This is a genomic window from Methylobacterium sp. (assembly GCF_028290105.1).
Lineage (GTDB): Bacteria > Pseudomonadota > Alphaproteobacteria > Rhizobiales > Beijerinckiaceae > Methylobacterium.
In genome coordinates, this window is the sequence record NZ_JAQGKL010000200.1 from 1 (window position 1) to 18,134 (window position 18,134).

Consider the following 18,134-nt stretch of genomic DNA (forward strand, 5'->3'; position numbering starts at 1 on the left):
TCGACACGCTCGACACGCCGCCTCACCTCGAACTGACGGATCCGGAGCGCTTTGCGGGCATGCGGCTCGCTGCCATCGATCTCGTGCGCACGATCCGGCAACGCTATCCGAGCCGCATGCTGCTGATGAATCGCGGCTACGCTCTCCTGCCGGATCTCAACGACGCGGTGGACGGGGTCGTCGCGGAGAGCCTGCTCACCACCTACGACGCGCAGGCGAGCGGCTATCGCTGGATCGAGGCCGCCGAGCGCGAGCAGCACCAGCAGGCGCTGCAGCCGCTGCGCGACGCCTCTCCCCCCGTCCCGATTCTCAGCCTCGACTATTGGGACCCTGAGGACGCGGCCACGATCCGCGAGATCTATGCCCGCGAGCGGGCGCTCGGGCACCGCCCCTACGTCGCGCAGATCCTGCTCGACAAGATCAGGCGCGAGCCTGTCGCCATTGTCGAGCCTTGAGGCGGCGATGGGCCAGCAATGCCGGCATCCGACGACTATCTAATCCCTTTGTATCGATTGCGCCGGACCTGAACATCATGTGTATTGATCCGAAATTTGCTTGTAAATAGCATCAGGGGGCAGGTGATGGACGGAAATACGTGGCAGGCCAAGCGTGTCGCCGTGACAGGCGCCGGTGGTTTCATTGGCAGCCACCTCGTCGATGCCCTCGTCCGGGCTGGCGCCGAGGTCACCGCGATCGTGCGGTACAATTCGGGTGCACGGGTCGGCAATCTCGACTTCCTCGACCCCGAGGTGCGCGGGGCGATGACGATCGCCTTCGGCAATATCGAGGACAGCGACTTCATCTACCAGACACTCGAGGGGCAAGACGTCGTCCTGCATCTCGGTGCCTTGATCGCGATTCCGTATTCCTACGAGGCCCCACGCAGCTACGTGCGCGCCAATATCGAGGGCACGCTGAACGTGCTGCAGGCCGGGCGTCGTAGCGCGGTGGGCCGCATCGTCCATACCAGCACCTCGGAGGTCTACGGCACGGCCCTGCGCGCGTCCATCGACGAGACCCATCCGCTCCAGGGGCAATCGCCCTACTCCGCTTCGAAGATCGCCGCCGACAAACTGGCCGAGAGCTATCATCGCTCCTTCGACCTGCCGGTGGTGACCTTGCGCCCCTTCAACACCTACGGTCCCCGCCAGTCCGCGCGCGCCTTCATTCCGACGATCATCTCGCAGGCCTTCGCGCGCGACGAAGTCCGCCTCGGTTCGCTGACCCCGGAGCGCGACATGACCTACGTCTCCGACACGGTGGCGGGCTTCCTCGCGGCCGGCTCCGAGCCGGGCATCGAGGGAACGACGATCAATCTCGGGACCGGCGAGACCTATTCGGTGGGCTGGTTCGCCAGCCGCATCCTCGCCCTCATGGGTGTCGACAAGCCCATCGTCACGGAAGCCCAGCGCCTGCGGCCGGAGCAGAGCGAGGTGCTGAAACTGATCTCCGACAATGGTCTGGCCCGCCGCAGCCTTGGCTGGACGCCCCGCGTCAGCATCGACGACGGCCTCTGCCGGATGATCGACTTCGTGCGCTCCAATCGCGGCTTCTACGCCACCGACCGCTACGTCACCTGATCTCGATCCGCCTCCGCTCTATCGCGAGATGTGATCCGCCAGCCGGATGGCGTGAGCGGCCGCTCTGGTCGAGCGCGCTCGGCTCGGCAGAAGGCGCAGGGAATCGGACACAGCAGACACGAATGCGTCAGCTTGCGGCGTATGTCCTCGGCGCAACCGCGCTTCGGATCCGGAAGGACGGAATTCATCGATTGACTCTCGCGGGCGCGTGTCGTTCCGGATGAGGCGATGGCCGCCGGGTCGAGGACGAACCGGACCCGGACCCGAAGGCGACGGATCGATGAAGGCGCTCAAGCCCGGTGCCATGCGAGCGGGGGCGTCGATGGCGCAAGGCCCGCTGTGCCGGCGCTGCGCCCTTGCGATCCTGGTGCTGTTCGGTGGCGGCGTCTCGCGGGCGAGCGCCCAGCCCGACGATCTCGCGGCGCTGTTCGAGCCCGGAACCGTGTTCTCGGTCGGCGCCCTGGCGGGGACGGGTCCACGTTTCCAGGGAGCCCGTCGGGCTTCGCTCTGGGGCCTGCCCTACCTGTCCTTTCGCCGTGCCGACGACGTTGCCGAATGGTGGTCGCCCGACGATGGCCTCGATGCCGACCTCATTGGCCAAGGGCCGTTGCGTGTCGGGCCCGTGCTCGACCTAAGGGACGGGCGTTCCATCAGGGACACGCAGCATCTTCCGGGCCTGCCCGTGATCCCGCTGAGCGTCGGGCTGGGTCTCTTCGGTGAACTCTGGTTCGCCGAGGACACGCTGCGGCTGCGCACCGAAGTCACGCAAGGCATACGGGCGCACGACGGTATTCTGATCAAGCTCGCGGGCGACGCGATCGGCCGATTCGGTCGCTTCACGCTCAGCGGCGGTCCACGCCTCGTCCTGGCCGACGCCGCATCCGAGCGGCTCGATTTCGGCGTTCCGGAGAGCGCGCGCGGCCTGAGACCCTATGAGCCGAAGGGCGGTCTGCGTTCGGGCGGACTCGGGGGAGCCCTGGCCTATGACTGGTCAGAACGTTGGCAGACCCTCGTCTACAGCCGCTACGACCGGCTCGTGTTCGAGGCCGCCCGAAGCCCGATCGCGCGGCGGTTCGGATCGGTCGATCAGATCTCGGTGGGGGTCGGTGCGATCTATTCATTCCACCGGATGCCCTGACGTTCACATTTCCGTACGGCGGAACACAACTGCGTGATTGAACGATGCATATTTGTAACACATCAAATCAATCCCATTTTCCGTAGTTTTCGCCGGGATTATTTCTGAATTTATCTGGCACACCGCCTCCAAACGAGGGGGCGTCATTTGAAACGGGTATTGCTCACCGGCGCGACCGGACTCATCGGCGGAGCCGTGCTGCACCACGCTTTGGAGCGCGAAGACGCGGCCGAGTGGGTCTGCCTCGTCCGCTGCACCAGCATCGAGCAGGGACGCCAACGCGTCGCCGCCCGGCTGGGACGCTTCACCGACCCGTTCACCGCGCAGCGCCTGGCCCGCAAGGTCGAGATCGTCCCCGGGGACTTCACCCGCGCCGACCTCGACATGGACCCGCGCCTCGACGGCGTGACGCACATCCTCCATCTCGCCGCCGACACCTCGTGGTGGGGCGACGAGCGGGTGAACCGGACCAATCACGACGGCACCCTGGCCCTCGCCCGGCGCGCACGCGCCATGCCGGGGCTCCAGCGCTTCCTGCACGTCGGAACCGCGATGATCTGCGGCGCCAAGGCGCCCCGTCATGTCCAGGAAGCCGCCTACCCGGCGGACGATGCCCAGCATCTGGTGGCCTACACGGTGTCGAAGGCCGCAGCCGAAACCTCGCTGGCCGAGCACTTCTGCGACCTGCCCATCGTGGTCGCGCGGCCCTCGATCGTGGTGGGGCATTCGACCCTGGGAGCCGCCCCGAGTTCGAGCATCCTCTGGGTGGTCCGGGCCGCCGATCGCCTGCGCATGCTGCCCTGCGCCCCCGAGAGCTCGGTGGACATCGTGCCCTCGGACTGGGTCGCCGCGACCCTGCACGGGCTCCTGTTCAAGCCACACTTGGCGCATCGCCTCTACCACGTCTCGGGCGGCGCATCGGCGAGCACCTCGTGGGGCGACCTGATGCAGGCCTTCGAGGCAGCCGAGCCCAGCGACGGCATTCGGGAATTCACCCGCTTCGATCTCGCCGACCGCGCGACCCTGCGCACCCGCTTCGCGCAGGTCTTCGGTCTCGACGGTTCGTTGAAGCAGGCGATGCTGCGTGCCACGCGAGCCTATTACGCGTTCTGCGCCCTCGACCTCAGCTTCGACAACACTCGGCTCCTGTCGGAGGGGTTCGCGCCGCCGCCGTCGTTGCCGGACTATCTGCCGGCCTGCCTCGCCAATTCGGGGGAGATCGTCGATCAGTTCGCCGACGATCTCGAGATGTTCACGCCACCCGCGCCGAGCGTCTCGGTGGCGCTGACGGCCCGCGCATGAACTCCTTCCTCATCCTCTCCCTGGCCATCGGCGCCGAGATCACCGCGACCCTAGCTCTCAAGGCCGCCGACGGCCTGACCCGGCCGGGGCCGACCATCTTGGTCGCCCTCGGCTACGGCAGCGCTCTCTGGCTGATGTCCTCCAGCATGGACATGCTGCCGATCGGCGTCGTCTACGCGATCTGGGCCGGCGTCGGCATGGTCGGCGCGGCACTGGGCGGCGCGTTCCTGTTCGACGAGCCGATCAGCCCGACCATGATCGCCGGCATCGGCGTCATCGCCCTCGGCGTCACCATCCTGGCCTCGGCGCAGGCGAGCCACTGACGGGTCCGATCTCCTGATCGTGACGATCTGCGACGCCTTTCGGACGCTCGCAGAACTCATAGCTGAGCCGGAATCCGGGCGGACACGGCGGTCGCGTCCGAAGAGCGCCCCGAATTTTGCCATGAATGGGGTCACACAGACACGAAACGGCTCCGCTTGGAGATTAGGGACCGAATCACGCGACGTTCCAGATGGTCGCAGCAACAACGGTCGCCGCTTTATTTCGGATTGTTTCCGCGTGCTGCGTGTCTCCTGCTTCGAAAGTCACGCTTCCGCAGCATACGGCACGTGATCGAAGAACGCGCCTCCGCCCCGGTGCCTTAAGACCAAACTGAAAGCACGATCGCATTTCATGACCGGGACACAGCGCACGCTTGCGACCCTCATCCTCCCGCTCGGTCTCCTGGTCTGCGTGATCGCGGCTGCGAGCATTTGGCCGGGCCCGATCGTCGGGCTCGTCACCTGGGCGAGCGCATCGATCCGCGAACGCTTCCTCGCGCCCGAGACCGGCGACATCGAGGGTGGCGCCGGGCGGGATGCCACGGTCTCGCGCGTCTTCCGGCCGAGTCCGGTACAGCGAGCCACCCTCGACATCGTGCCCGTGAAGACGGTCGTCTTTCGCCCCGAGGGCACGGCTGAGGGCCGCATCGCCCTCAACGACGACGACAACGTGCCGGTCACGTCTCCGTATGCGGGGCGGGTGACGAAGGTGCTGGTGCGCGCCGGCGACGAGGTGAAGGCCGGTGATGTCCTTCTCACCCTGGAGGCCACGGACATGGTCCAGGCCCAGAACGACTACCAGACCGCTCAGAACACCATTGCCAAGGCAAGTGCGCTGCTGAAGCTCGACCAGACCATCGCGGCACGCCAGCAGGAGCTGTTCCAGGCCAAGGCGGTCGCGCTGAAGGATTATCAGGCCGCGCAGAACGACGTGATCGGCGCCCAGAGCGACCTGCGGTCCGCCGAGGCGAGCTTGGAGGCCGTGAAGAACCGCCTGCGTCTTCTCGGCAAGACCGACGCGGAGATCGCGGCTTTCGAGAAGAAGGGCACCATGAGCGCGGAGACCCAGATCCGCGCTCCGATCTCAGGCACCATCGTCCAGCGCAAGGTCGGCCTCGGGCAATACCTCTCCACCTCGAGCGATCCGGTCTTCGTGATCGGCGACCTCTCGACGGTCTGGCTGGTGGCCAACGTGCGCGAGAGCGAGATCCCCAAGATCCGGATCGGCCAGGAGGTCGAGGCGACGGTGGCGGGTTTCGGCGACCGGGTCTTCAAGGCTCGGGTCGACTACCTGTCCGCCAGCCTCGACCCGGCCACCCGGCGTCTGGCCGTCCGCAGCGAAGTCGAGAATCCGGACCGCGTCCTCAAGCCGGAGATGTTCGCGGCCTTCACGATCGTCACGGGCCCGGGGCAATCGGCACCGGCGGTGCCGGTCGCCGCCATCGTCTACGAGGGCGCGCGGGCGCATGTCTGGATCGCGCGGCCCGACGGCGCCATCGAGGCCCGCGACGTCAAGCTCGGCCTGATCACCGGAGGCTTGGCGCAGGTGACGGAGGGCGTCTCCGCCGGCGAGGCGATCGTCACCCGGGGCGCCGTCTTCATGGATCGGGCCACGAGCGGCGACAAGGCGTCCTGACACCGCCGCTCGCCACACACCCCGTAAGGCCCGAGGCCGAGAACGTCCCCGATGAACAGCCTGATCGTCTTCGCCCTGCGCCAGCGCGTGCTGGTGTTCCTGCTGTTCGTGGTGATGCTGGCGCTGGGCTACGCGAGCTACACGCAGCTCAACATCGAGGCCTATCCCGATCCGGTGCCGCCGCTGGTCGACGTCATCACGCAGAACCCGGGGCAATCGGCGGACGAGATCGAACGCTACATCACCATTCCCCTGGAGGTGCAGCTCGCCGGCATCCCCAACGCCACCGTGGTGCGCACGATCTCGCTGTTCGGTCTCTCCGACGTGAAGGTCCAGTTCAGCTACGCCTTCACCTACCAGGAGGCCCTGCAGCGGGTGCTCAACCGCCTGTCGCAGCTGCCACCACTGCCCAACGGTGCACAGCCGCAGATCTCGCCGACGAGTCCGGTCGGTGAGATCATGCGTTACAAGGTGACGGGTCCGAAGGGCTATTCGTCCACCGACCTGAAGACTCTCCAAGACTGGGTGCTGCAGCGCCGCTTCAAGGCGATCCCCGGCGTCGTCGACGTGACGGCGTTCGGCGGCCGGACCAAGGAATACGAGATCGCGGTCGATCTGACCCGGCTCCAGGCGCAGGGGCTGACGCTGGTCCAGCTCGTCACGGCGCTCAACAATTCGAGCATCAATGTCGGCGGCCAGACCCTGAACGTCGGCGAGCAATCGGCCGTGGTGCGCGGCATCGGCCTCATCCGCGACATGGACGACATCCGCGACACGATGCTGACCCAGGTCGGCGGCGTGCCCGTACTCGTGCGCGACGTGGCCGAGGTACGGGTCTCGAACGCGCCGCGCCTCGGCATCGTCGGCCATGACGGCGACAACGACATCGTCGAGGGCATCGTCCTGATGAGCCGCGACGGAGCGAGCCTGCCGACCTTGGGCCTGATCAACGCCGAGATCGACAAAATCAACGCCAGCGGCATCCTGCCCCCGGACGTGAAGGTCGAGCGCATCTACGACCGCAGTGGGCTCATCCACACCACCACGCACACGGTGATGCACAACCTCGTCTTCGGCGTGGTGCTGGTCTTCGTGGTTCAATGGCTGTTCTTGGGGTCGCTACGCAGCGCCATCATCGTGGCGGCGACCATTCCCTTCGCCCTTGGCTTTGCCATCCTCATCCTGGTCCTGCGCGGCGATTCGGCCAACCTCCTGTCGCTCGGCGCCATCGATTTCGGCCTCATCGTCGACGCCACCGTCATCATGGTGGAGAACGTCTTCCGGCACCTCGCCGAACCCGAGCACGGCGAGGGCCGGGAGCTGCCAGGCGGCCTGACGGGGCGTCTCGGCACCATCGCGCTCGCGGGGGCGGAGGTGAACCGGGCCATCTTCTTCTCGGCCACGATCATCATCGTGGGCTTCCTGCCGCTGTTCACGCTCACCGGCGTCGAGGGCCACATCTTCGGGCCGATGGCCAAGACCTACGCCTACGCACTGCTGGGTGGGCTCATCGCGACCTTCACGGTTTCGCCTGCCCTCTCCGCGCTGATCCTGCCCAGGCATGTCGAGGAGCGCGACACCCTGATCGTGCGCCTGCTCCGCTTCGGCCACGTACTGATCCTGCGTTTCGGCCTGCGCAATAAAGTGCTGTCGCTCCTCGTGCTGGTCGCCCTGCTCGGCGCCTCGGCCATCGCCGCGCGGACGCTGGGCCTCGAATTCCTGCCCAAGCTCGAGGAGGGCAACCTCTACATCCGCGGGACCATGCCGGCCTCGATCTCACTTGAGGCGGGCAACGCCTACGTGGAGCGCCTGCGCGGGATCATCGCCGAGGTGCCGGAGGTGATCACGGTTCTTTCGCACCAGGGCCGCCCGGATGACGGCACCGATGCCACGGGCTTCTTCAACGTCGAGATCCTGGCGCCGCTCAAGCCCTTCGACACCTGGCGCAAGGGCCTCGACAAGGAGGCGCTGGTGCGGGACCTCTCGGCCAAGCTCGACGAGGCCTTCCCCGGCATCGAGTTCAACTTCTCGCAATACATCGAGGACAACGTCCAGGAGGCGGCCTCCGGCGTGAAGGGCGAGAACTCGGTCAAGATCTACGGCAACGACCTCAACGAGCTGACCCGGACGGCGGAGGCGATCAAGGCGACCCTGTCGAAGGTGCCCGGCATCGCGGATCTCGCGGTGTTCGCCTCTCTGGGGCAGCCGACGGTGCGCATCGACATCGACCGCCGCAAGGCCGCCCGCTACGGCCTCGCACCCGGCGACGTGAACACCACCGTTCAGGCGGCGATCGGCGGGCAGACGGCGGGCGATCTCTACGAGTACGGCTCGGACCGGCATTTCCCCATGCGGGTGCGCCTCGCGCCGCAATACCGCCGTAGCCTGGAGACGATCCGTAACATCACCGTCGGGGCGGCTAACCCCGCCGGCGGCGTGATCCAGGTGCCGCTCTCCGAGATCGCCACGGTGGAGCTCGTCTCGGGCGCCGCCTTCATCTACCGCGAGAACCAGGAGCGCTACATTCCGGTCAAGTTCTCGGTGCGCGGACGCGACCTCGGCGGCGCGGTGCTCGACGCGCAGGCCCGGATCGCCCAGGAGGTGACGCTCCCCGCTGGGTTCCACCTCGAATGGGTCGGGCAGTTCACCAACCTGCAGGACGCGGTGCAGCGCCTGACCATCGTGGTGCCGGTGACGATCGCGCTGATCGCGCTGCTGCTCTACGTGAACTTCAACTCGGTCACCGACATGGTGCTGACGCTGAGCGTGATCCCGATGGCGATGATCGGCGGCATCTTCGCGCTGTTCCTCACCCTGACGCCGTTTTCGATCTCGGCGGCGATCGGCTTCATCGCGTTGTTCGGCATCTCCACGATGGAGGGCGTGATCCTGCTCTCCTACTACAACCAACTCATCGACGAGGGCTGGGCGCGCACGGAGGCGGTCTGGCACGCCGCCAACGTCCGCATGCGGCCGGTGATGATGACTTGTGTCGCGGCCTGCGTCGGCCTGCTGCCGGCGGCGGTCTCCACGGGCATCGGCTCGCAAGTCCAGAAGCCCCTCGCCCTCGTGGTGGTGGGCGGCATCATGCTCGCTCCGAACCTCATCCTGGTGGTGGTGCCGATCCTGATCGCGCTGTTCTCGCGCCGGCAGCCGCCCGCCACGAACGGAGCGCGTCCCGCCGCTCACGCCACCACTTACGCCGCCCGGACCGAACCGGCATGAACGGCGCTCACATTCGAGGCAAGCCTCACGCGCGACCGGCCTTCCAGATTGACTCGCTGGACGACCCGGCGCCTCTACGGCCCCGGACGGCGACAGGATTCTCCGACACGATGGCGTCATCCTACCCCAATAAGGCTTCAGGCAGCCGGACGCCTTCGCCGCGCCGGATCAGCACCGGCCTGCTCATCGTGACGATCGGCGCGCTCGGCGGCTGCATGGTCGGGCCGGACTTCGTGCCGCCTGCCGATCCCCCGGTCGGTCGCTACACCAGCGAGCCGCTGCGCAACCCGAGCGCCGCCGACACCATCCGGACGGTCCATGGCGGCTCGGCGGACCAGAGCTTCGTCTCCGGCGCCGACGTGCCCGGCCAGTGGTGGACCCTGTTCCGCTCACCGGCCCTCAACCGGCTCGTGACCGAAGCGCTCGCCAACAATCCTAACCTCGACGCTGCGCAGGCCGCGCTGCGGATCGCGCAGGAGAACGTCGAGGCGCAGCGTGGAACCCTGTTCCCGGTCGTCACCGGGAACGGTCTCGGCTCTCGCCAGAAGGTGCCCGGCGGCGCGCTGCAGAGTCCCCTCGCCGACCCCAACAAGCTATTCTACAGCCTCTACACCCCGCAGGTGACGGTCTCGTTCACCCCCGACGTGTTCGGCGGCAACCGGCGCGAGATCGAGTCGCTAGAGGCGCAGGCCGAAAACCAGCGGTTCCAGCTGGAGGCGACCTACCTCACGCTGACGTCGAACGTCGTCTTGGCAGCGATCCAGGAAGCGTCCCTGCGCGCTCAGATCGACGCGACGCGCAAGGTGATCCAGGCCCAGACCGACGTCCTCAACCTTTACAACAAGCAGCTCTCGCTCGGGCAGATCGCCGGAGCCGACGTCGTCGTGCAGCAGGCCGCCCTCTCGGTCTCGATGCAGCTGCTGCCGCCCCTCGAAAAGCAGCTCGCCCAGCAGCGAAACCTGCTGACCGCCCTGGTCGGCCGGCTGCCCAGCGAAGAGGTCTCCCAGACCTTCACCCTGGCTTCCCTGCGCCTGCCGACCAAACTGCCGGTGAGCCTGCCCTCCCGCCTCGTGCAGCAGCGCCCGGACGTGAAGGCCGCCGAGGCGAACGTGCAGCAGGCGAGTGCCGCCGTCGGCGTCGCGGTCGCCAACCGATTGCCGCAGTTCAACATCACCGCCAATGGCGGCGCCAGCGCGGTTCGAATCGCGCAACTCGCCACCTCCGCCGCCTCGTTCTACGGAATCGTCGGCACCGTCGCCCAGCCGATCTTCGATGCCGGGACCCTGTTCCGGCGCCAGCGCGCGGCGGAGGAGACGCTCAACCAGGCCCAGGCGCAGTACCGCGCTGTCGTGATCGGCGCCTTCCAGAACGTCGCCGACACCCTGCGCGCGCTCCAGTCCGACGCCAACGCCGTGGCGGCCGCCTCGGCCGCCGAACGGGCAACGGGCGAGAGCCTCGGCCTGATCCGGAAGCAATACACGGCGGGCGCCATCAACAGCACGCAGGTGCTGATCGCCCAGCAATCCTACCTCTCGGCCCTGGTCACCTCGGCCGGCGCACGGGCCAACCAATATGCCGACACCGCCGCCCTCTTCCAGGCGCTCGGCGGGGGCTGGTGGAACCGGTCCGACGTGAAACCGGCCCCCCCGAGTTCGGATCCGGCGAAGTTCCTGTAGCGCCGGAACGTCCGGGCAGGCTACCTCGACATTCGAGCGATAACCTATGTGGTTTCGCTTCCCGGCGGTGTTTCGCACCATGGCGTCGCGGTTCCTCGACCGCGCTACGCAGCGGGTTACGCACGATCGGGTTATCGTCTCATGCATCGGCTCGATCGCGCCTCGCGGTGAGCCCACCTTCCACCGCGTCGCATGGGGCCGAGCTGACCCTGCGCGGGCTCCTGCTCGGGGCCGTGATCACCGTCGTGTTCATGACGGCCAATCTCTACATGGGCCTGAAGACCGGGGTGACCTTCTCGACCTCGATCCCGGCCGCGATGCTGTCGATGGGCGTCCTGCGCCTCGCCGGGCACAGCAACATCTTCGAAAACAACATCGTCCAGACGCAGGCCTCGGCGGCCGGCACCCTGTGCAACGTCATCCTGGTGCTGCCGGGCCTCGTGCTGATCGGGCACTGGGCCGATTTTCCGTATTGGCAGACCACCGGGCTCTGCCTGATCGGCGGGCTCCTGGGGATCGCCTATTCCATTCCGCTGCGCCGCGCCCTCGTGCTCGGCTCGGGCCTGCCCTTTCCGGAGGGCACGGCGGCGGCGGAGGTGCTGCATGCGGGTGAGGTCTCGCCGGACGGTACCGAGCGGGGCGGCCTGCGCCCGCTCCTCGGTGCCGCGGCGCTGGCCGGCCTTGTCGGCCTCGCCACCTCCGGCTTACGGGTGCTCGCCGAGGGGGTACACACCACCCTGGCGGCGGGCCCGGCCCTGTTCCGCTTCGGCACCGGCTTCTCCCTCGCCCTCGTTGGCGTCGGCTACCTCGTCGGCCTCGGCGCCGGCCTGGCGCTGCTCACCGGCGTCGCCATCGCGTGGGGGGCGGCCGTCCCGATCCTCACTGCCCTCGGGACCCCGTCCGGCCAAGTGCCCGACGCTGCGGCGCTGGCGGTCTGGTCGAGCCAGGTGCGCCTGATCGGAGCCGGCATCATCGCTGTGGGCGCCATCTGGACCGTGGCGAGCCTCGCCCGCTCCATCACCGGCAGCATCCGCACCGCCCTCGCCGCCGCGCGCAGGGGCGGGACTGGGTCCGGCATCCCCAGGCAGGAGCGCGACCTCCCGATCACCTGGGTGGCGGCCGCGGCCTGCGTCCTGGCACTCCTGCTCGCCGGCCTGTTCTGGGTCTTCGCCTTGGAGGCGGGTCTCGGCGACCGCTCCGTGCTCCTCGTCACGGCCGCGACCCTGTTCGCGGTCGCGTTCGGGTTCCTGATGGCGGCGGCCTGCGGCTACCTCGCGGGCCTTCTCGGGTCGTCGAGCAGTCCGATCTCCGGCATCGGCATCCTCACCACCCTGCTCACCGCGCTGCTGATTCCGCTGCTCATCGGGGCCAAGGCGGGACCGGAAGGCGACCGCTTCGTCATCGGCCTCGCGCTCCTCCTGGCATCGGTGATCGTCACCATGGCGTCCATCGCCAACGACAATCTGCAGGACTTGAAGACGGGCCAGCTCGTCGATGCCACGCCCTGGCGCCAGCAGGTCGCGCTCATCGCCGGCGTCACCGTCGGCGCCCTGGTCATCGCGCCGCTCCTCTCCCTGCTCTACCAGGCCTACGGCTTTGCCGGTTCGCTCCCCCGGGCCGGCATGGATGCGGCCAACGCCCTGCCCGCGCCCCAGGCCACGCTGATGACGCAGATCGCGAGCGGCATCGTTCACGGCGAACTGCCCTGGACGATGGTGCTGATCGGTGCCGGCCTCGGCGTCGTCTTCGTCGCCGTGGAGACCGTCCTCCGCCGGCGGGGGCTGTCGTTTCCCGCCCTGACGGTGGGGATCGGGATCTACCTGCCCCTCGAAGTCGTGGTGACCATCGCCATCGGCGGCGTCATCGGATGGCTGGCGCAGCGTCGCCTCGGCGCCTCCGCGCGACCCGACGACGCCGAGCCGGCGGCCCGGCGTCGGGGCGTTCTGATCGCGTCGGGATTTCTCGTCGGAGAGAGCATCGTCGGCGTGCTGCTCGCCGCCTCCGATACGCTCGCGGGCCGGGGTTCGTCCCTCGTGCTCGTCGGATCGGATTTCGCGCCCATGGCCTCCGGCCTCGGCGCCGTGGTGTTCGTCGGCATCGCCCTCGGCTTCTATCGCTTGGTGTCCCGCGCGCCGGTTGCGGATTCCCCTCCCCCATGAGGCCCGACATGGCTACCACGCCCGGGGATGCGCCCCGCTTTCCCCTCGCCGTCGGCCTGCTGTTCGGCCTTGGCCTCGGCGGGTTCTTCGACGGCATCGTGCTGCACCAGATGCTGCAATGGCACCACATGGTGAGCAGCTGGTATCCGATCACCTCGATCGAGAACCTAGAGCGCAACACCTTCTGGGATGGGGTCTTCCACAGCGCCACCTACGTCTTCGTGGTCGTCGGGCTGTTCCTGCTCTGGCGCAGCGCCCATCGGCGCCACCTGCGCTGGTCCAACCGCCTGCTCGCCGGAACCCTGCTGATGGGCTGGGGGCTGTTCAACACCATCGAAGGGCTCATCGACCATCAGATCCTCGGCGCTCACCACGTCAACGAGCGGGTGCCCCGTGGGCAGTGGCTCGCCTGGGACCTCGGCTTCCTGGCCTGGGGCCTCGCCATGCTGATCGCAGGCTTCATCCTCGTGCGCCGCGCTCGCCCATGACCCGCGCTCCGGCCGTGCGCGTCGCCATGCCCTGGCTCGCCTTGGCGGCGGGGCTCGTCCTCGCGACGATGCCCGTCTGGTGGCCCCTCCTCGCCGAGCGGTCCCTGGGCCTCGACGATCTCCTCACCCTGCGCTGCCTCGGCGGCTGAGCTTGACCCTGGCGACGGGGCGCGGGAAGGCACGGGACCGAAACGAAGCCAAGGATTGCCGCGATGGCCACGCCCCGCGACCTCAAGGTGCAGATGGCGGGCGAAACCCGCGCCCGCGAACGGGCGCAGGCCCTGGCCGCGACCCAGGCGAACCTGGCGAAGCGCGCCGAGATCGCCGCGCGGGACGCGCAGGCCGAGCGCGATACCTGGAAGGCCCGCGCCCTCGCTGCCGAAGCCGAACTCGAACGCCTGAAGGCCGGAGCCCCGGATTGATACCGGTAATCCTGACGGCGACACGGACAGTGACCCATAGGCGGCGCGGAACAGGAGCCACCCCGGAGTTCTTCTCGTCACGAAAGCGAATGCATTCGCGACCGATCAGGAGAGCTTCAACGTGGCTACCGATACGCGCGACATCTATGTGACGGCCCTCAAGAACACGCATGCACTCGAAATGCAGGCGCTCCAGATCATGGAACGCCAGGTCGAGCGCCTGCAGCGCTACCCCGAGATGGAGGCCGCCCTGCGCCGGCACATCGAGGAGACCCACGGCCAGCGCACCCGGATCGAGGAGGCCCTGCACACCCTCTCCGAGAGCCCCTCGGCCATCAAGGAAGGCGTGCTCGGCTTCGTCGGCAACATGATGGCGCTCGGGCACACGCCCGCCCAGGACGAGATCCTGAAGAACACTTATGCGAATCACGCCTTCGAGAACTTCGAGATCGCGGCCTACGAGTCGCTGATCGCCATCGGCGAGGCCGCCGGCCAGCAGACGGCGCTGACGGGCTTCCAGCAATCCCTGCGCGAGGAAGAGGCAATGGCGCGCACGGTGCGCGAGCTCATCCGGCCGACCACCCTGCGCTACGTCGAACTGACCGCCGCGGGCGAGAAGGCCGACCGCTAAACGAGCGTCATCGATCGATAACACTTGAGAGGGCGGCGCCTGCGTGCGCCGCCCGATGTTGTTGCGTCAGGCGCGAGCGCCGTCCAGTGACCTGCAAAGCCGCGCCGTCTGGCGGTCGCGCCAGACCTGTAGACGCTGACGTTCGGCGGCGTCCGAGGTCGCTTCGAGCGCCAGGATGAGGGCGCCGACCTGAAAGGCGAGGTAGCACGGGGTCAGGAATGCGATCAGGCGCGGGTCGATGCGCCGCTCGCAGATCTCCTCCACGATCGCGGTGAGCTTTGCCTGCGCGTCCGCTTCGAAGCCGAATTCCTGCACGGCGCCCACGATATCCCAGGCGATGTCCTGGCATCCGACGAGGTCGTGGCCGGCATGGTGGTCGAGGGAGTCACTCTTGAGGAGCCGGCCGTCCGGCAGGGACAGCCATTTCCAGGGCTGCATCCGGTTGTCGGTCTCGACGGGCCGGACGACCGCGCCGAGCGCCGCGACGGCGTCCGGCGTCCAGATGTCGAGGGGTCTGACCCAGTCCTGTCCCAGCGCCTCGCCGACATTGTGCCGCGCCATTGCGAGGAGTTCATCCAGATGCGCCCCGGCATTTCCGGTGGCGGGGAAATGACGGGCGCGAAAGCCGAGATAGCGCCCCAGGGTGTCGATCCAGCGGATATTCTCGGCTCGATCCGCGGCGAGAGGCTGCGCATCGGCGTGCCAATGCTCCAGGAGGAAACCGTGGCGCAGCCCCAGGCACACAGGCGTGAACTCCGCCTCGGATAGAATCCCGGCCCGCTCGGCTTTGCGCGCAGCCCCCGCGCCGAGGCCGGCGAATTTCAGGTGCCAAGTCCGTCCGCGCGCGCGGAGCAGGAACTTGCGCCGTTCCTGCCAGGCGTTCACCGGCGGCCATGCGGCCTCGTCGAGATAGAGATGCCGGCGCCATTCCCCGCCGGAAATGGTCTCCAGCGGTCCCTCCGCCCTGCCGACGAGGTCAACGAACCAGGCGCCGATCGCGTGCTCCGGCCGCTCCGGGTGCAGCATCAGTTCGTCGAAGGATACGAGATGGCGCGGGATGCGGCCCCAACGGGCACGGCGCGCCTCCGAGGCTTTGGGTCCCGGTGGGCCATCGTGGCTCGGAAAGAGAGTGATGCGTGGCTCGGGCACGCCGAGGTCCTGCAGGGCGTCGAGGGTGCCGCCGAAGGAGCTGCCGGACAGGCCCGGCCCTTCATCGACCACCGCAATGGCCGCGCCGGTTTCGTGTAGCCTCGCACCCGTGTCTTCGGAGACGGACAGGGTCCGTCTGAACGGGTGCCCGATGGGGCGAACCGTGGTGAGCCGATCACTTCCGAGACCGGCGGCCACCATCGCGGCGAGCGGCGCGCCGATGCTGCGCAGGCCGATGACCTGCGTGCCCGGGCCGAGCCCCGCCCGGCGCGCGGCCACCGCATAGGCCTCCGGATATAGGGCATAGTACGAAAAGCCCTCCGGCCAGCGCGTCGCGACTTCGGCCGGAAGCGGCAGCGCGGTGAATGCCGCGAGGTCTCGCTCAAGGTCTGGAACCTCGCGACGGAACCCGTCACGCCAGGAATTGTCGACGGCGCCCCCGAGGGTCAGCAGCAGCGCTGTCGCGGCCTCCTGCTGCGGCGAGTTAGCGTCACACCCTTGTGCGGCAAAATCCGCGTCGGCGAGACCCTGGAGCAGGGCGCCGGCCTCGATGAAGGCCGCGACGAGGGCCCCGTGGCGTCGGATGTCCGCCGGCGCGCGGGCGGCCTCGGCGACGAGGTACTCGATGTCTGAGAGGAGGTCGCGCGGATCTCGGGGCCGGGTCATCTTGCCGAAGACGAGCATCGCGTCGTCGCTTTCTAGGTCCCGAGGACGCGTCCGGGTGCGTAGCGCCGGACCATCGCGGCGCAGAACTCCGCGTATTCGTTCGGATCGATGGGCGGGCTCGAATGGTGGGGGGCGAGGCCGCGATGCTCGGGCGTGAAGCAGAACGTCACCGTGACGTCGAAATCCTCCAGCGCCTTCATCTGCCGATCGAACCAGTCGAGGGCGTTGGGGCGGAAGCTGTCGGCCCAGGAGAGGCCGGTGCGCAGATAGGTGACGCCGAGGCGCCTCATCCAGGCGACCGCTTCGTCGAGGCGGTGATCCTCGTAGTGGAACCACTGGCACAGGCCGAGCGCCGGAGTGTGCCGGGCGAACGCTTCGGCGGCGAGCTTCGGGGTTCCGTCCTGCCGCAGCAAGCCCATGTGGAAGTGCCGGTAATACGAGGAGCCCTCGGCCTCGCGGTGGCGAGTGGTCGCCTCCCATTCGCGCGGCAGGTCGTAGAGGCTGTACCAATGGATACGGGGCGCCTGTCCAACGAGCAGTTCGGCCGTCCGCGCGACACCCCAGAGTTGGACCTCCTCGGCGCCGAAGGTCGAGATGCCGACCTCCGAAACCCAGATCGGCAGGCCCGTGACCGCGCGGATCTCCGCGATCTTCTCCGGCCATTCGTGGATCTGCCACAGGTTCCAATCGAGGGGAAAGCCGTGGACCGCGACGGCATCCACCGCGTCGAGGGCGCCGGTTCGCTCCAGCCGCTGGATGAAACCGGGGTCGATCGGCGAGATGCCGCCCAGCACCCGCGGGAGATCGGGGTTCTCGGCCCGGATGGCGTGGCCGGCGAGCTTCACCATCTCGGCGAAGCGGTGCCAGTCCGGGTCGAGTTCCGCGTCCCAATGGGATTTGTTGTTCGGCTCGTTCCAGAGCATCACGGCTTCGATCACGCGCGGACCTCCCTGGGCGCTTGGGCCGGATAGACGGAGCCGGGCTCGGGTTTCTCCGCGCAGCGGCAGAGATAAACCTCCGCTTCGGGGTGTCCCACGATGGCAAAGCCGCTCGCCCGCAGCATCGCCTCGGTGCAGGCCCGGTTTGGCACCCACCAGTTGGTGGGATCGTCCGAATAGCGCCCCTCGATGAAGTGCAGTTTCGGAAAGCCGGGCTCGTCGAAGGGGGCAGCCTCGAAGAAATCGTAGTCGCTCTTCAGGGGCGCGACATCCGCAGAGCCGCGCTGCATCGACTGGAAGACGAGGAGGTCGTTCGCCACGGTCTCGCGGATGAGGTCGAGGGCCAGCAGCGGGTGCCGCAGGTGATAGAGCACGCCCATGAACAGGACGATGTCGAAGCGCTCGCCCAAGGCCCCGACGTCGTAGACGGAGCCCTGAGCGAACTCGATGTCCTGCCCTGTCACCCGGGCGGCAAGGCGCGCCTGTTCGAGGTACCGGGCGTCGGAATCGAGCCCGAGCACGCGCGCGGCCCCGCGCCGCTTCATCTCGATGGCGTAGAAGCCGCCGTTGCAACCGATGTCCAGCACGCTCTTGCCGGTCAGGTCGGACGGCAGCGCGTCGCTGAAGCCGCGCCACTTCACGGCCGGATAGTCACCGAGGAAATGGTCCGGCGCGGTCCAGACGCCCTGGAGGTTGATGTTGTGGAACCACTGGCCCAGCGCATCGATCTGCCGCCGCAGGGACTCGGCCTCCAAGCGTGCACGATCGTCTGGTCTCATCATGCCGGCAGCCTTCTCGGAT

At 68.0% G+C, this 18,134-nt stretch carries 16 protein-coding genes; 13 read left to right on the forward strand and 3 right to left on the reverse strand.

The genetic code is table 11. The annotated features are described in order from the left end of the window. From JWQ05_RS14210 to JWQ05_RS14270, 13 genes are all read left to right on the forward strand, one after another. Window positions 1–455, forward strand: a 455-nt coding sequence (locus JWQ05_RS14210; protein ID WP_299659404.1) for a hypothetical protein, incomplete at its 5' end; no start/stop codon positions are given. A gap of 126 nt (window positions 456–581) precedes the next feature. Continuing rightward, window positions 582–1,580 (forward strand): GDP-mannose 4,6-dehydratase, encoded by a 999-nt coding sequence (locus tag JWQ05_RS14215; protein WP_299659407.1) that lies wholly within the window; start codon window positions 582–584, stop codon window positions 1,578–1,580. Between the two features lie 280 nt (window positions 1,581–1,860). Beyond that, the gene (locus JWQ05_RS14220; protein ID WP_299659410.1) at window positions 1,861–2,718 is read left to right on the forward strand and encodes a MipA/OmpV family protein; all 858 of its coding nucleotides are present in this window, start codon (window positions 1,861–1,863) and stop codon (window positions 2,716–2,718) included. Window positions 2,719–2,865: 147 nt separating this feature from the next. After that, complete coding sequence (locus JWQ05_RS14225; RefSeq protein ID WP_299659413.1) at window positions 2,866–4,020, forward strand: SDR family oxidoreductase; 1,155 nt, start codon at window positions 2,866–2,868, stop codon at window positions 4,018–4,020. Continuing rightward, the gene (locus JWQ05_RS14230; protein ID WP_299659416.1) at window positions 4,017–4,343 is read left to right on the forward strand and encodes a multidrug efflux SMR transporter; all 327 of its coding nucleotides are present in this window, start codon (window positions 4,017–4,019) and stop codon (window positions 4,341–4,343) included. Before JWQ05_RS14225 ends, JWQ05_RS14230 begins: the two co-directional genes overlap by 4 nt. A gap of 352 nt (window positions 4,344–4,695) precedes the next feature. Next, a complete protein-coding gene (locus JWQ05_RS14235) occupies window positions 4,696–5,979 on the forward strand; it encodes an efflux RND transporter periplasmic adaptor subunit (protein ID WP_299659419.1) in 1,284 nt (427 codons plus the stop codon). Window positions 5,980–6,030: 51 nt separating this feature from the next. After that, on the forward strand, window positions 6,031–9,204 hold the full coding sequence (locus JWQ05_RS14240; protein ID WP_299659422.1) for a CusA/CzcA family heavy metal efflux RND transporter: 3,174 nt from the start codon (window positions 6,031–6,033) through the stop codon (window positions 9,202–9,204). A gap of 110 nt (window positions 9,205–9,314) precedes the next feature. Then, window positions 9,315–10,880 carry an efflux transporter outer membrane subunit gene (locus JWQ05_RS14245; RefSeq protein WP_299659424.1) on the forward strand — a complete coding sequence of 522 codons (1,566 nt, stop codon included), beginning with the start codon at window positions 9,315–9,317 and terminating at the stop codon, window positions 10,878–10,880. Between the two features lie 167 nt (window positions 10,881–11,047). Further along, window positions 11,048–13,039: an OPT family oligopeptide transporter gene (locus JWQ05_RS14250; protein WP_299659426.1), complete on the forward strand. Its 1,992-nt coding sequence runs from the start codon at window positions 11,048–11,050 to the stop codon at window positions 13,037–13,039. Window positions 13,040–13,047: 8 nt separating this feature from the next. Further along, the gene (locus JWQ05_RS14255; protein WP_299659429.1) at window positions 13,048–13,527 is read left to right on the forward strand and encodes a DUF2243 domain-containing protein; all 480 of its coding nucleotides are present in this window, start codon (window positions 13,048–13,050) and stop codon (window positions 13,525–13,527) included. Next, a complete protein-coding gene (locus JWQ05_RS14260) occupies window positions 13,524–13,676 on the forward strand; it encodes a hypothetical protein (protein WP_299659432.1) in 153 nt (50 codons plus the stop codon). Before JWQ05_RS14255 ends, JWQ05_RS14260 begins: the two co-directional genes overlap by 4 nt. 63 nt (window positions 13,677–13,739) lie before the next feature. Further along, window positions 13,740–13,949: a hypothetical protein gene (locus JWQ05_RS14265; protein WP_299659435.1), complete on the forward strand. Its 210-nt coding sequence runs from the start codon at window positions 13,740–13,742 to the stop codon at window positions 13,947–13,949. 121 nt (window positions 13,950–14,070) lie between these two features. After that, entirely contained in the window at window positions 14,071–14,580 is a 510-nt protein-coding gene (locus JWQ05_RS14270; protein ID WP_299659438.1) for a ferritin-like domain-containing protein, read from the forward strand. A gap of 66 nt (window positions 14,581–14,646) precedes the next feature. Here the strand turns inward: JWQ05_RS14270 and JWQ05_RS14275 are convergent, their stop codons facing one another. The 3 genes from JWQ05_RS14275 to JWQ05_RS14285 are packed head-to-tail and all read right to left on the reverse strand — an operon-like array spanning window position 14,647 to window position 18,112. Then, window positions 14,647–16,413 (reverse strand): hypothetical protein, encoded by a 1,767-nt coding sequence (locus JWQ05_RS14275; RefSeq protein ID WP_299659441.1) that lies wholly within the window; start codon window positions 16,411–16,413, stop codon window positions 14,647–14,649. Between the two features lie 14 nt (window positions 16,414–16,427). Continuing rightward, window positions 16,428–17,333 (reverse strand): beta-xylosidase, encoded by a 906-nt coding sequence (locus tag JWQ05_RS14280; RefSeq protein ID WP_299659443.1) that lies wholly within the window; start codon window positions 17,331–17,333, stop codon window positions 16,428–16,430. Further along, window positions 17,330–18,112, reverse strand: coding sequence for a TIGR04290 family methyltransferase (locus JWQ05_RS14285; RefSeq protein WP_299659512.1), 783 nt, complete (start codon window positions 18,110–18,112; stop codon window positions 17,330–17,332). The genes JWQ05_RS14280 and JWQ05_RS14285 overlap by 4 nt, the downstream gene beginning before the upstream one ends. Between the last annotated feature and the right edge of the window lie 22 nt (window positions 18,113–18,134).

Coding starts and splice junctions, on each gene's coding strand:
- JWQ05_RS14215 (WP_299659407.1), top strand. CDS start 582: ATGGACGGAAATACGTGGCAGGCCAAGCGTGTCGCCGTGACAGGCGCC.
- JWQ05_RS14220 (WP_299659410.1), top strand. CDS start 1,861: ATGAAGGCGCTCAAGCCCGGTGCCATGCGAGCGGGGGCGTCGATGGCG.
- JWQ05_RS14230 (WP_299659416.1), top strand. CDS start 4,017: ATGAACTCCTTCCTCATCCTCTCCCTGGCCATCGGCGCCGAGATCACC.
- JWQ05_RS14235 (WP_299659419.1), top strand. CDS start 4,696: ATGACCGGGACACAGCGCACGCTTGCGACCCTCATCCTCCCGCTCGGT.
- JWQ05_RS14240 (WP_299659422.1), top strand. CDS start 6,031: ATGAACAGCCTGATCGTCTTCGCCCTGCGCCAGCGCGTGCTGGTGTTC.
- JWQ05_RS14245 (WP_299659424.1), top strand. CDS start 9,315: ATGGCGTCATCCTACCCCAATAAGGCTTCAGGCAGCCGGACGCCTTCG.
- JWQ05_RS14255 (WP_299659429.1), top strand. CDS start 13,048: ATGGCTACCACGCCCGGGGATGCGCCCCGCTTTCCCCTCGCCGTCGGC.
- JWQ05_RS14260 (WP_299659432.1), top strand. CDS start 13,524: ATGACCCGCGCTCCGGCCGTGCGCGTCGCCATGCCCTGGCTCGCCTTG.
- JWQ05_RS14265 (WP_299659435.1), top strand. CDS start 13,740: ATGGCCACGCCCCGCGACCTCAAGGTGCAGATGGCGGGCGAAACCCGC.
- JWQ05_RS14275 (WP_299659441.1), bottom strand. CDS start 16,413: ATGCTCGTCTTCGGCAAGATGACCCGGCCCCGAGATCCGCGCGACCTC.
- JWQ05_RS14285 (WP_299659512.1), bottom strand. CDS start 18,112: ATGAGACCAGACGATCGTGCACGCTTGGAGGCCGAGTCCCTGCGGCGG.